Origin of the sequence: Streptomyces sp. NPDC006476 (genome assembly GCF_040612015.1) — a bacterium.
GTDB lineage: Bacteria > Actinomycetota > Actinomycetes > Streptomycetales > Streptomycetaceae > Streptomyces > Streptomyces griseorubiginosus_B.
The window spans coordinates 62387-74429 of the sequence record NZ_JBEXPK010000036.1 but is presented as its reverse complement, the minus strand read 5'-3'; the positions used below and the strand labels follow the sequence as shown (position 1 = coordinate 74429).

The 12043-nt window shown below is 71.4% G+C and carries 13 protein-coding genes; 10 read left to right on the top strand and 3 right to left on the bottom strand.

Features of this window, described 5'->3' with window-relative positions; translation table 11 throughout:
• Positions 1-2817, top strand: coding sequence for an NHLP bacteriocin export ABC transporter permease/ATPase subunit (locus ABZZ74_RS33390; protein ID WP_356771372.1), 2817 nt, complete (start codon positions 1-3; stop codon positions 2815-2817).
• 7 nt (positions 2818-2824) lie between these two features.
• On the opposite strand, the gene ABZZ74_RS33385 is transcribed toward ABZZ74_RS33390, so the two are convergent.
• Both ABZZ74_RS33385 and ABZZ74_RS33380 read right to left on the bottom strand, forming a co-directional pair.
• Positions 2825-3352 carry an SRPBCC family protein gene (locus ABZZ74_RS33385; protein ID WP_356771370.1) on the bottom strand — a complete coding sequence of 176 codons (528 nt, stop codon included), beginning with the start codon at positions 3350-3352 and terminating at the stop codon, positions 2825-2827.
• A gap of 6 nt (positions 3353-3358) precedes the next feature.
• The gene (locus tag ABZZ74_RS33380) at positions 3359-3703 is read right to left on the bottom strand and encodes a metalloregulator ArsR/SmtB family transcription factor (protein ID WP_356771368.1); all 345 of its coding nucleotides are present in this window, start codon (positions 3701-3703) and stop codon (positions 3359-3361) included.
• A 183-nt stretch (positions 3704-3886) separates the two neighbouring features.
• Between ABZZ74_RS33380 and ABZZ74_RS33375 the strand changes: the two genes are divergently transcribed.
• From ABZZ74_RS33375 to ABZZ74_RS33345, 7 genes are all read left to right on the top strand, one after another.
• Positions 3887-5392: an MFS transporter gene (locus tag ABZZ74_RS33375; RefSeq protein WP_356771366.1), complete on the top strand. Its 1506-nt coding sequence runs from the start codon at positions 3887-3889 to the stop codon at positions 5390-5392.
• Between the two features lie 144 nt (positions 5393-5536).
• Positions 5537-6544 carry a Ppx/GppA family phosphatase gene (locus ABZZ74_RS33370; RefSeq protein ID WP_356771364.1) on the top strand — a complete coding sequence of 336 codons (1008 nt, stop codon included), beginning with the start codon at positions 5537-5539 and terminating at the stop codon, positions 6542-6544.
• An 18-nt stretch (positions 6545-6562) separates the two neighbouring features.
• Entirely contained in the window at positions 6563-6745 is a 183-nt protein-coding gene (locus ABZZ74_RS33365) for a hypothetical protein (RefSeq protein WP_356771362.1), read from the top strand.
• A gap of 132 nt (positions 6746-6877) precedes the next feature.
• On the top strand, positions 6878-7891 hold the full coding sequence (locus ABZZ74_RS33360) for an iron-containing redox enzyme family protein (protein ID WP_356771360.1): 1014 nt from the start codon (positions 6878-6880) through the stop codon (positions 7889-7891).
• 21 nt (positions 7892-7912) lie between these two features.
• The gene (locus ABZZ74_RS33355) at positions 7913-8566 is read left to right on the top strand and encodes a HemK2/MTQ2 family protein methyltransferase (protein WP_356771358.1); all 654 of its coding nucleotides are present in this window, start codon (positions 7913-7915) and stop codon (positions 8564-8566) included.
• Positions 8547-8744: a CDGSH iron-sulfur domain-containing protein gene (locus tag ABZZ74_RS33350; protein ID WP_133043647.1), complete on the top strand. Its 198-nt coding sequence runs from the start codon at positions 8547-8549 to the stop codon at positions 8742-8744. Before ABZZ74_RS33355 ends, ABZZ74_RS33350 begins: the two co-directional genes overlap by 20 nt.
• A gap of 149 nt (positions 8745-8893) precedes the next feature.
• A complete protein-coding gene (locus ABZZ74_RS33345) occupies positions 8894-9271 on the top strand; it encodes an STAS domain-containing protein (protein WP_356771356.1) in 378 nt (125 codons plus the stop codon).
• A gap of 133 nt (positions 9272-9404) precedes the next feature.
• Here the strand turns inward: ABZZ74_RS33345 and ABZZ74_RS33340 are convergent, their stop codons facing one another.
• The gene (locus ABZZ74_RS33340) at positions 9405-9836 is read right to left on the bottom strand and encodes a protease inhibitor (RefSeq protein ID WP_356771354.1); all 432 of its coding nucleotides are present in this window, start codon (positions 9834-9836) and stop codon (positions 9405-9407) included.
• A gap of 324 nt (positions 9837-10160) precedes the next feature.
• On the opposite strand from ABZZ74_RS33340, the gene ABZZ74_RS33335 reads away from it, so the two are divergent.
• Complete coding sequence (locus tag ABZZ74_RS33335) at positions 10161-10724, top strand: hypothetical protein (protein ID WP_356771352.1); 564 nt, start codon at positions 10161-10163, stop codon at positions 10722-10724.
• A gap of 118 nt (positions 10725-10842) precedes the next feature.
• On the top strand, positions 10843-12012 hold the full coding sequence (locus ABZZ74_RS33330) for a lactate 2-monooxygenase (protein WP_356771350.1): 1170 nt from the start codon (positions 10843-10845) through the stop codon (positions 12010-12012).
• The last annotated feature ends 31 nt before the right edge of the window (positions 12013-12043 follow it).

The following is a 12043-nucleotide window of genomic DNA, read 5'->3' as shown; positions in this document are numbered from 1 at the left end:
ATGACGACCGCACACGAAGGCGACCTGGTACTCGGCGCCCTCGGCGCCCTGGGCAGCCGGATCGACTGCGCGGGCCTCACCCGGCTCGATCTGGAGGGCCCGCAGGTGCTGTGGCTGGTCGCGGCCGGCAGCCTGGATCTGTTCGCGGTGGACGCCGTGCAGCAGGGCCACTGGCACCACCTCGGCCGGCTGGAGGCTGGCTCACTGGTCCTCGGCCCGGTCCTCGGACCCCAGCACACCCTGGTCGCCCGTCCGTTGCGCGACTGCGTGGTGCACCGCATCGGCCTGCGCGAGCTGTACCAGACGGCCGACGCCCAGACCTGGTCCTACGACGAGTACGGCAACCCGCAGTACGTCCCGCCGACCACCAGCCCCTTGGAGTACGCGCTCGCGCTCGGCGTCGGCCGCGGGCTGACCGTCCTCTTCCAGGCGCCGATGGCGAGCGAGCGGGCCACCGAGGTCACCGACGACGATGTGTTCTGGATGCAGGTCCCGCCGGGCAGCGTCCAGTACGGCTCGCTGTACGGCGCCGAGGCCGCCGCCGACCTGCTGATGGACCCGGCGGTGTGGCAGAGCATGGTCGACCAGCAGTACCGGCTGCTGACCACGCTGGACCGCTGGATCGAGCAGCTGGAGCGCACCCACGAGACCCGGACGGCCGCCGGTATCAAGGCGGGTGAGGCCGTCCGCGCCCAGGCCGACCGGACGCTGCTGGCCTCGATCGGCAAGTCCTCCGCCCAGCGCACGACGTCCGCCGACGCCGACGCGAGCTACGCGGCGTGCAAGCTGGTCGCCGAGGCGGCCGGCATCCAGCTCGCCGACCGCGCGCAGAGCGGGACGGGAAGCGACCGGCTCGACCCGGTGGAGCAGGTGGCCGTCGCCTCCCGGGCGCGCACGAGGGCCGTACGCCTCGACGGCCGCTGGTGGCGCGACAACATCGGGCCGCTGGTGGGCCACCGCGCCCTGTCGGGTGCGCCGGTCGCGCTGCTGTGGCGGCGCGGCGGCTATGTGGCCGTCCATCCGTCGACCGGACGCGAGACGCCGATCGAAAAGGCCAATGCGGAGGAGTTCGAGCCGCGTGCGGTGATGTTCTACCGTCCGCTGCCCGACCGGACGTTGAGCCCGCTGCGGCTGCTGCGGTTCAGCATGCGCGGCACCGGCGGTGACCTGGTGAACCTGCTGACCAGTGGTCTGGTGACGGTGGCGATCGGGGCGCTGGTGCCCATCGCCACCGGCAAGGTGCTGGGCGAGTTCGTGCCGAGGGCCCAGACGAACCTGATCGTGCAGGTCTGTCTCGCGGTGATGCTGACCAGCGTGGTGGCGGCGGCCTTCATGCTGCTGGAGAACCTCACCATCCTGCGGCTGGAGGGCCGTATCGAGGCCACCCTCCAACCGGCCGTCTGGGACCGGCTGTTGCGGCTGCCGACGAAGTTCTTCACCGAGCGTTCCACGGGTGAGCTGGCGAGCGCGGCCATGGGCATCAGCGCGATCCGCCGCATGATGGCGGGCATCGGTCCGGTCGTCGCGCAGTCGGTGACCGTCGGCGCGATGAACCTGGGCCTGCTGTTCTGGTACAGCCCGTCGATGGCCCTGGCGGCGATCGGCATGCTGGTCGTCATCGCGGGCGCCTTCCTCGGTCTCGGTCTGTGGCAGGTGCGCTGGCAGCGCAGGCTCGTCGTGCTGAACAACAAGCTGAACAACCAGGCCTTCCAGACCCTGCGGGGCCTGCCGAAGCTGCGGGTCGCGGCGGCCGAGAACTACGCGTACGCGGCCTGGGCGGCACAGTTCGCCCGCAGCCGGGAGCTGCAGCAGAGGGTCGGCCGGATCAAGAACCTCACCACGGTGATGGGCGCGGTCTATCTGCCGCTGTGCACCCTGCTGATGTTCATGCTGCTCGCGGGGCCCGCGCGCGGGGTGATGTCGGCCGCCGCCTTCCTCACCTTCAACACCTCGGTGACGATGCTGCTGACCTCGGTCACCCAGCTGACCGGTGCGTTCGTGTCGGTGGTGGCCGCGCTGCCGCTGTTCGAGGAGATCAAGCCCGTGCTGGAGGCGACGCCGGAGGTGCGCACGGCGAGCACCCGGCCGGGTCCGCTGACGGGAGCGATCGAGGCGCGTCGGCTGTCCTTCCGGTATGCGGACGACGGGCCCCTCGTCCTGGACGACGTGTCCTTCGAGATACGCCCGGGTGAGTTCGTGGCGATCGTCGGGCCGAGCGGCTGCGGCAAGTCGACGCTGCTCAGGCTGCTGATCGGCTTCGACAAGCCGGTCTCGGGCAGTGTCCTGTACGACGGCCAGGACCTGGCCGCTCTCGACCAGTCGGCGGTGCGCCGGCAGTGCGGGGTGGTGCTCCAGCACGCGCAGCCCTTCACCGGCTCGATCCTGGACGTCATCTGCGGCACCGAGCCGTACACGCCGGAGGAGGCGATGGCGGCGGCGGAGATGGCGGGGCTCGCGGAGGACATCAAGCGGATGCCGATGGGGCTGCACACCATCGTCTCGGGCAGCGGCGCGGTCTCCGGTGGCCAGCGTCAGCGCCTCATGATTGCGCAGGCGCTGATCCGCCGGCCGCGGATCCTGTTCTTCGACGAGGCCACCAGCGCCCTGGACAACGAGACGCAGCGCACGGTGATCGAGTCGACGAAGGCCCTGAACGCGACGCGGGTCGTCATCGCGCACCGCCTGTCGACGGTCCTGGACGCCGACCGTGTCATCGTGATGGAGGACGGCAAGGTGGCCCAGCAGGGCCCGCCCGCGCAGCTGTTGGCGGACACGGGCGGACGGCTGCACGAGCTGGTGCGGCGGCAGATGGCCTGAGGCGGGGTCAGTCGAGGCCGGGAACGGGTGCTCCCGAAGGCACGCCGGCCTCGATGTAGCGGTCGTAGAACTCCTTCCAGGGTGCTCCGGCCCCGGTGTGCGGCCCCTCGGACCGCTCGTCCCGTGCCCTCGCGTCCAGGGCCGCCAGGCACACCTCCCAGCCGGCTCCGTTGCGGGCGGCGGTGTCCGTGGACTGGAGCACGTTGGTCAGGGTGAAGCGGGTGCGACTGTCGTCCAGGGCCTCCAGGTCGAAGTGGAGTTCGTCGCCGGCCCACTCGAAGGAGAGGTGGCGCGGCTCGTCGAGGGCGAGCACCCGGCCCGTGGACTCGGGCATGTTCGGGTCGCCGGTGAAGGTGATCGTGCCGCCCGGGCGAGGGTCGATCTCGGCGCGGGACGGGAACCAGTGGGCGAGTTCCCCCGGGTCGGTGACGAACTGCCAGACGCGCTCGATGGGATGGTCGTAGAGGCGGCTGAAGCGGACGGCCGGGCGGCCGTCGTCCAGGGTCAGATAGGTGCCGGTGAGATCAGCGGCCATGGTGGATCAGTCCTTCGGGGCGGGTTCCTCGGGATCGTCCGGCGCCGTCCGGTCGAGGCGGCGGCCCAGCTTGTCCAGGCTGCGGTTCCACAGCTCCCGGTACGGCGCGAGCCATGCGTCGAGCTCGGCGATGGGGGCCGGGTCGAGGGCGTAGACACGGCGCTGCGCGTCCTGCCGGACCCGGACCAGGCCGGCCTCCCGCAGCACCCTGAGGTGCTTCGACGTGCTCGGCTGGCTCAGCCCGCATGCCTCCACGATCTCGCCGACGGGCCGCGGCCGCTCAAGGAGGAGCGCCACGATGGCCCGCCGGTGCGGATCGGCGAGGGCGGTCCAGAGCGGGGCGTCGGACATGGGTCCCAATATGCCCTCGCGGTTATATTCCTGTCAAGGAATAAGAGACGCAGAACACATCTAGCGAAACGTTGCCGTTTCGCTCGGCAAGAGGCTAGGCTGCAGGTGTACGAAACCGTTTCGTTCAAATCCTTTCTTTCGAATTTCAACCTCCACCCGAACGACTTCCCTGGAGTGGTTCTCATGGCCCAGAAGACCCTGGCCGAGGGTGCCGACGCCGGCACCCTCGCCGAACCCGAACACCCCGCGTCGTCGAAGCGGTGGTGGATCCTCGCGGTCATCGCCCTCGCCCAGCTGATGGTGGTGCTCGACGCGACGATCGTGAACATCGCGCTGCCCTCCGCACAGAAGGACCTCGGCTTCTCCGACGGCAACCGGCAGTGGATCGTCACCGCCTACGCCCTGTCCTTCGCCTCACTGCTGCTGCTCGGCGGCCGGATAGCCGACCTGTTCGGCCGTAAGACCGCCTTCCTCGCCGGCGTGGCCGGCTTCGCCGCGGTGTCCGCGCTCGGCGGTGCCGCGAACAGCTTCGGGATGTTGGTCACCGCGCGCGCCCTCCAGGGTGTCTTCGGCGCCCTCCTCGCACCTGCCGCGCTGTCGCTGCTCAACACGACCTTCACCGAGGCACGGGAACGGGCCAAGGCGTTCAGCGTCTACGGCGCCATCGCCGGTGCCGGCGGTGCGGTGGGCCTGCTGCTCGGCGGACTGCTGACCGACGCGTTCGACTGGCGCTGGACGCTGTACGTCAACGTCGTGATCGCCGTCTTCGCCTTCGCGGGCGGCTGGATCCTGCTGACCAACCACCGTGACGCGACGAACGGCAAGCTGGACATGCCGGGCACCCTGCTCGTCGCCGGCGGTCTGTTCTCGCTGGTCTACGGCTTCTCCAACGCCGAGACGCACGACTGGGGTTCGCCGCTGACCTGGGGCTTCCTGATAGCCGGTGGTGTACTGCTGACCGCATTCGCCTGGTGGCAGACCAAGGCCGCACATCCCCTGCTTCCGCTGCGCATCCTGCTGGACCGCAACCGGGCCGCCTCGTTCGTCTCGGTGCTGATCTCCGCCGGTGGCATGTTCGGCGTGTTCCTCTTCCTCACCTACTACCTTCAGCTCAACCTCGGCTTCAGCCCCACCAAGACCGGTGTCGCGTTCCTGCCGATGGTCGGGGCCCTGATGGTGGCGGCGCAGCTGGGCAGCACGGCCCTGCTGCCGCGTATCGGGCCGAAGGCGCTCATCCCGCTGGGCTTCGCGATCTCCGCGGCGGGCATGGCCTGGCTGACCGGGATCGGCGTCGGCTCCAGCTACGTCAGCGCGGTGCTCCCGCAGCTCATCGTGACGGGCTTCGGTCTCGGCCTGGTGATGCCCTCGGCCATGCAGCTGGCCACCGGTGGAGTGACCCCGGAGGACGCGGGCGTGGCCTCCGCGACGGTCAACGCCATGCAGCAGGTGGGCGGTTCGATCGGTACGGCGCTGCTGAACACCCTCGCCGCCAGCGCCGCCACGAACTACCTCAGCGGTCGGGACGCCACCAGCAAGCTGGTGCAGGCCCAGGCGACGATCGAGAGCTACACCACCGCCTTCTGGTGGTCGGCGGGTCTGTTCGCCGCGGGTGCCGTGATCGCCTTCCTGCTCTTCCGCCGCGGAGTGCCCGAGCAGGACGCGGACGCCGCGCCGGTCATCCACATGTGATCACCGCGACCTGAGCCGCCCGGACCGAGGGGCCACCGTCTGCAGGGAGACGGCGGCCCCTCTTCGCGTGTTGCCGAGGATCGAGACCAGGGCGAGACCACCGGGGAAGCTTTGGCGTGCGCACAATCGGGTACCCACGGGCCCATGCGAATCAGCGTGGTGGATGTGGGGTCGAACACGGTCCGGCTCGTGGTGGCGGACGCGGAGGGCGGGGTGCCGCTGCCGGTGCACACCGCGAAGTGGCGGCTGAGGCTGTCTGAACATGTCAAGCCGGGGAGCGACATTCCGCAGGAGGACGTGGAACGGCTGGTCGAAGCGGTCGGCGAGGCGAGCCGCACCGCGAACCGCTGGGGTGCGGCCGGGCCACTGGCCTTCGCCACCGCCGTGGTTCGGGCCGCCCCGAACCGGCAGGAGGTGCTGCGCGCCGTCCGCTCGCGGACCGGGGTCGGGCTGTGCGTACTGCCCGGCGAGGTCGAGGCCGAACTGACCTTCCTCGGCGCGCGTCGCTGGATGGGCTGGCGGTCGGGACCGCTCGCCCTGCTGGACATCGGCGGAGGCTCCCTCGAAGTGGCCTTCGGGCGGGGCCGGTTGCCGGACTTCGTGGCCTCCCTCCCCCTCGGGGCGGGCCGCCTGACGCACGAGTTCTTCCCGGACCAGGACGCTCCCACCCCCGAGCAGGTACGCGCGCTGCGCCGCAAGATCCGCCATCAGCTGCGGGACGTCGCGGCGCGGATCCGCTGGGAGGGGCCGCGCACCGCGGTCTTCACCTCCCGCACCTTCCAGCAGCTGGGCCGGCTGTGCGGGGCCGCGCCCGGGCGCCACGGACCGTTCGTGGAACGGGAGTTGCACCGCAAGGACCTGCGGCTGGCCGCCGATCAGCTGGCCGCGCTGCCCGTCGCCGAACGCGCCGTGCTGCCTGGCATCTCCGCGCCGCGCGCCGCGCAGAGCCTGGCGGGGGCGGTCGTCGGCCACACCGCGATGAAGCTGACCGGCCTCAAGTCGGTCAGCGTCTGCCCGTGGGCGATCCGCGAGGGAGTGCTGCTGCGCCACATCGAGGACGGGCCGTCCTGGTGGGCGGAGGTCATCCGGCTCAACGAGGCGCCGGCGGCGCCGGAGCCCGTGCCGCTGCGGATCGCTGCCGCGACGAGTTGAGGAGAGGTGGGAGTTTTCGTGTCGCGAGACGACAAGAACAGGGATGAGCAGACGGACACGGCGCTGGAGGAGGTTCTGCGCGAGATCGAGGACGCGGAGACCCGTGCGGGGGGCTCCGCCGGGCGGGGGCGGCATGAGGGGGAGGCGGGGGATGCGATCACGCCCCATGCGGGGGCGCAGGAGGAGTCCGAAGGGGAATGACGCCGTCGGACGTGCCGCGGTCGGTGGGATGGCGGGTGCCGGCTCGTTGTGGCTGGTCGCGCAGTTCCCCGCGCCCCTGAGGGGCGCCACTGTTGCTGGGGTGACGAGATGCCGTCCGGGTACTCGGGCGCCATGAAGCACGACTGTGAAGGGCCGCTGCTGCCCGCTTCCCGGGGGCCTGTTTCCGCTGCCGTCAAGGAGTATCTGGTCCGGGGCGGGGGGTTGCCGCGGGATGAGGACGTGGCGGGGGCCGGGGTGTATGGGGACGACCTCCAGCTGGCTCTGTATCTCTGTTACGAGCTGCACTATCGCGGGTTCGCGGGGGTCGGGCCGGAGCGGGAGTGGGATCCGGATCTGCTGCGGGTGCGGGCGCGGCTGGAGCACCGGTTTCTGACCGCGCTGCGCGCCGACACCCCGGTGCACGACTCCGTCGAGGACGCGCTCGGTGAGTTGCTCGTCGAGCCGGTCGACGGTGCCGGTGTCTCCCATTTCCTGCGCGACAAGGGCGAGTTGTGGCAGGTGCGGGAGTATGCCGCCCAGCGGTCGCTCTACCACCTCAAGGAGGCCGACCCGCATGCCTGGGTACTGCCGCGGCTCGCGGGGCGGGCCAAGGCGGCGATGGCCGCGGTGGAGTTCGACGAGTTCGGCGGCGGGCGCCCCGACCGAGTGCACGCCCGGCTGTTCGCCGACCTGATGACCGACCTCGGCCTGGACACGACGTACGGCCGCTATCTCGACGCGGCGAGCGCGGAGATGCTGGTCACCGTCAACCTGATGTCCCTCTTCGGCCTGCACCGGGCCCTGCGCGGTGCCCTCGTCGGCCACTTCGCCGCGGTCGAGATCACCTCCTCCCCCGGCTCCCGGCGGCTCGCCGAGGCGATGCGCCGCACCGGGGCGGGTGCTGCCGCCGAGCACTTCTACGACGAGCACGTCGAGGCGGACGCCGTCCACGAACAGGTCGTACGCCAGGACGTCATCGGCGGTCTGCTGGCCGACGAGCCGCACCTGGCGCCCGACGTGGCGTTCGGCATCGACGCGACCGGATACGTCGAGGACCGCTTCGCCGCCCGGCTGCTGCAGGACTGGCCGGTCGGCCGGTCGTCCCTGCGGAAGGGCGACCTTTCGGAAATTTCCTTTATTTCGTGACGGCCGGGGTACCTGAGCCCGGTGAATCCACTGGTACCCCCGGGTGTGTACGCCCCACAGGAAGACACCGACCTCCTGGTCGGAGCCCTGTCCGAGGAACCTCTCGCGCCGGGTGCGCACGTCCTGGACGTGGGCACGGGAAGCGGCGCCCTGGCGCTCGCCGCCGCCCGCCGTGGCTCGCGGGTGACGGCCGTCGACGTGTCCTGGCGGGCGGTGTGCACCGCGCGCGTGAACGCGTGGCTCTCCGGACTGCCGCTGCACATCCGCCGCGGAAACCTTTTCGCACCCGTGCAGGGTCAGTCGTTCGACCTGATCCTGTCCAACCCGCCCTATGTGCCCAGCCCGAAGCACCACGTGGCGCCGCGCGGTGCGGCCCGGGCCTGGGACGCGGGCGGGGACGGCCGGCTGGTCGTCGACCGGATCTGCCGGGAAGCGCCGGATCTGCTGCGCCCCGGCGGTGTGCTGCTGATGGTCCACTCCGCGCTCAGCGGACCCGACCGCACGCTCGACCACCTGCGGGCCGCGGGCCTCAAGGCGGCCGTGACGGGGCGCCGCAGGATCGCGCTCGGTCCCGTGCTGCGCAAGAGAGAGCGCTGGCTGCGGGAGCAGGGGCTGCTGTCGGCCGCCGAGGAGAAGGAAGAGCTGGTGATCGTCCGTGCCGAACTCCCCGTCTGACTCCCCCCGCCGTATCAGGATCCAGCGCAAGGGCCCGCTGCTCGTGGAGGGCCCGGTGGAGGTGGAACTGGAGGACGGCAGCACGGTCGCCTCCGACCGCTTCCGGGTCGCGCTGTGCACCTGCCGCCGCAGTCGCCGCTTCCCGTGGTGCGACACCAGCCATCGGGACCGCGCGTGACTGATTGACCTGACTGATTGTCAAGCACCTTCACCGGCATTCACCTTGTCGAGTGAACCAGATCTTGCGGGCCGCGTCGCAGGGATGTTTCCGCGCGAGCCGGGGTAACTACGGGGATCGAATGCGCCCCTTGCCCCGGTGGAGCGGCCATGACCCCGGATGCGGACGACCCCGCCCTCGAACATCCCGCGCCGAATCCCCATGCGCGCACCAGGACCTCGGGCCGGTTCACCGTCATCGAGGTCGCGGGCGAGATCGACCTGGCCACCGCGGGGTTCGTCGCCGAGCACCTGGACGCGGCGACCGCCCGGCCGCTGCCGGACGTGCTGGTCGACCTGCGGTACGTCGTCTTCTTCGACTGCTCCGGACTGCGCGTCCTGTGCCGGGCCGAGACCCGGGCCCGGGAGCGCGAGGGGCGGCTGCGGGTCGTCTGCGACCAGCCGCGCATCCGTCGACTGTTCGCCGGTACGGGTCTGCTGAAACGCTTTCCGCCCCTCTCCGGGGTTCCCGGGGAGGGGCGGAGGTGATGCCAGGGGTCGGCGGGCGGCCCCACTCCGCCCTGCCGACCCCTGGTGCGAGATCGCTGGGTACCCCGCGACGGAGGCCCACACTCCCCATCCGTGGGCCTCTCAGGTGCCCGGGGACCGCGCGATCCCGGTCTCAGAAGGCGAAGACGTCGCTCGTGTAGGCGTCCTTCACGCACTGGTTGGCGAAGGTGCGCTCGTAGGAGACGCGCTTGCCCTGCCAGACCCCGTCGGCGGTCACGACGACGGGGTCGTACAGCTTGGTGCACAGCACGTCGTCCCTGGGCGCCAGGGCGTCGAGACCGCCGGCGGCGCGCAGTTCGGCGCAGGCCGGGGCGGCGGCCGGGTGGGTGCCGGAGGGCGTGGGGGCGCAGCTCAGGGTGACCGCGCGCTGCGGGGTCACGGTGGCGGCGCTGTCGCCGTGCCCGATGGTGAGCACCAGGGCCGAGGGGGCGTAGAGCGAGGCGGGGGCGGCGGCCGGGGTGGCGAGGGCGGCTCCGGTGAGGGGGCCGCAGACGGCGGTGGCCGTGAGGGCGAGGGTCGCCGCCCAGCGCGCGGTGTTCCGCATTGTGTGCATCCTTCCGCTGGATTCCAAGGGGTGCCGGACCTTCTCGGGTCGGTGCCGGACCGGCGAGCGCGAGTCTGCCGAGTCCGCCGCGGAAACTCACCTCGACCCCCTGTGAATCAGTAACCTTGCGTGTTGAATCAGTGGCGCGAAGTCACGGCACCCGACCGGCCGAACCCCGGAACTGAGCGGTTCTTGATCGCCCGAAGCAGCCAAGTGGCTGATTCCGCCCGCTTCGTTAATCGGCCTGAAACATTCCGGTTGAGCTCTCGGCTGACTCCCCCGCACCCCCTTGTGTTCATGAGAACGCCGAGTAATCGTCATTACATGATTACGACAGAGCAGCACGAGAAGTTGCGCGGCTGGTTCACCGGCCGCCTTCCCGACGACCTCTTCGAGGAACTGGCCGAGCTCACCGCCGACCGCGAGGAGATCACCGTCATCGGCCGCATCCCGGAACCCCGGCTCGCCGAGGACGCCTCGGCCGCCGAGCGGGACGCGGCGATCCAGAGCCGGATCGAGGAATTCCGCGAGCGCACCCGGGAGGCACGGGTGGCGGTGGCGCGCGAGGCCGAGCACCGCTTCCGCCGCAAGGTGTCCTGGGGGGTGGTGTGCGGCGGCGAGCGCGCCCTGTTCACCCATGTCGCCGCGCCCGTGATGACCCGGCTGCGCCAGCCCGAGCGCCAGGTCCTCGACACCCTCATCGCGGGCGGGGTGGCCCGCAGCCGCAGCGACGCCCTCGCCTGGTGCGTACGGCTGGTCCAGCGCCACACCGACGACTGGCTGACCGAACTGCGGGACTCCCTCGAGCATGTGCAGCGGGTGCGGGCCCAGGGCCCCGACACCGACACCGACACCGAGCCGGAGGACGCACCGGCCGACGACGCGTGACGGACGACCTGTCCTCCCGGTGCCCCCGCCCCGACGTGAAGGCCGGTGCGCGGCACCGCACATACCGACGAGTATGGTCGCTACGGCGCGTACTCGAGGCGGAGAGGCGGGGCGTACGGTGGCGAAGCACTGGGCGGATTTCCAGTACGAGATCTATCTCAACGGGATGAGCGGGGCGGTGCCCCGGCTGCCCACGGATCTGACCAGACTCGAGGCGCTGGCCGAGACGCGACTCGGGCCGGGCCCGGTCGGCTATGTGGCCGGCGGCGCAGGCGACGGCAGCACCATGCGGGCCAACCGCGCGGCCCTGGAGCGACGCCGGATCGTGCCCCGTATGCTGCGGGACGTCGCTGAGCGGGACCTCTCGGTGCGGGTGCTGGGCCGCCCGCTGCCCGCGCCGGTGGCGCTGGCGCCCGTCGGCGTACTGTCGATCATGCATCCGGACGCCGAGTCCGCCGCCGCCCTCGCCGCCGCCGCGCACGGGGTGCCGTACATCCTGTCCTCGGCGTCCAGCACACCGATGGAGCAGGTGGCGGAGGCGCTCGGTGACACCGAGCGGTGGTTCCAGCTGTACTGGGGCAAGGACCGCGAGGTGACCAGGAGCTTCCTCGGTCGGGCGAAGGCCGCCGGGTTCTCCGCGCTGCTCGTCACCCTCGACACCCCGCTGCTGTCCTGGCGCCCCCGGGATCTCGACCTCGCCTACCTCCCGTTCCTGCACGGGGTGGGCACCGCCAACTACTTCACCGACCCGGCCTTCCAGGCGGGACTGGCCAAACCCGTGCACGAGGATCCGAACGCGGCCGTGCTGCACTTCCTCGGGCTGTTCGGGGACGCCGGACACACCTGGCCCGACCTCGCGTTCCTGCGGCAGAACTGGGACGGCCCGATCGTCCTCAAGGGCATCCTGCACCCGGACGACGCCCGGCTCGCCGCCGACGCCGGCATGGACGGCGTGGTCGTCTCCAACCACGGCGGCCGTCAGGTCGCCGGCTCCGTCGCGGCCGCCGACGCGCTGCCGCGGGTGGCCGACGCGGTCGGCGACCGGCTGACCGTCCTGTTCGACAGCGGTGTCCGCAGCGGCGACGACGTCTTCAAGGCACTCGCGCTCGGCGCGCGGGCCGTCCTGCTCGGGCGCCCGTACGTCTACGGACTCGGCCTGGACGGTCAGGCGGGCGTCGAGCACGTGATCCGCTGTCTGCTCGCCGAGTTCGACCTGACCCTCGCCCTGTCCGGACACGCCACGCCGACCACGATCAGCGCCGCCGACCTCGCCGAGGATCCCATGTGACCGCGCCGAGCGACGTCCCCGCCGTCATCGC

Bases quoted from the DNA above. Each gene is read 5' to 3' on its own strand.
- ABZZ74_RS33390 (WP_356771372.1), top strand. From the start codon at position 1: ATGACGACCGCACACGAAGGCGACCTGGTACTCGGCGCCCTCGGCGCC.
- ABZZ74_RS33385 (WP_356771370.1), bottom strand. From the start codon at position 3,352: ATGGCCGCTGATCTCACCGGCACCTATCTGACCCTGGACGACGGCCGC.
- ABZZ74_RS33380 (WP_356771368.1), bottom strand. From the start codon at position 3,703: ATGTCCGACGCCCCGCTCTGGACCGCCCTCGCCGATCCGCACCGGCGG.
- ABZZ74_RS33375 (WP_356771366.1), top strand. From the start codon at position 3,887: ATGGCCCAGAAGACCCTGGCCGAGGGTGCCGACGCCGGCACCCTCGCC.
- ABZZ74_RS33370 (WP_356771364.1), top strand. From the start codon at position 5,537: ATGCGAATCAGCGTGGTGGATGTGGGGTCGAACACGGTCCGGCTCGTG.
- ABZZ74_RS33360 (WP_356771360.1), top strand. From the start codon at position 6,878: ATGAAGCACGACTGTGAAGGGCCGCTGCTGCCCGCTTCCCGGGGGCCT.
- ABZZ74_RS33345 (WP_356771356.1), top strand. From the start codon at position 8,894: ATGACCCCGGATGCGGACGACCCCGCCCTCGAACATCCCGCGCCGAAT.
- ABZZ74_RS33340 (WP_356771354.1), bottom strand. From the start codon at position 9,836: ATGCGGAACACCGCGCGCTGGGCGGCGACCCTCGCCCTCACGGCCACC.
- ABZZ74_RS33335 (WP_356771352.1), top strand. From the start codon at position 10,161: ATGATTACGACAGAGCAGCACGAGAAGTTGCGCGGCTGGTTCACCGGC.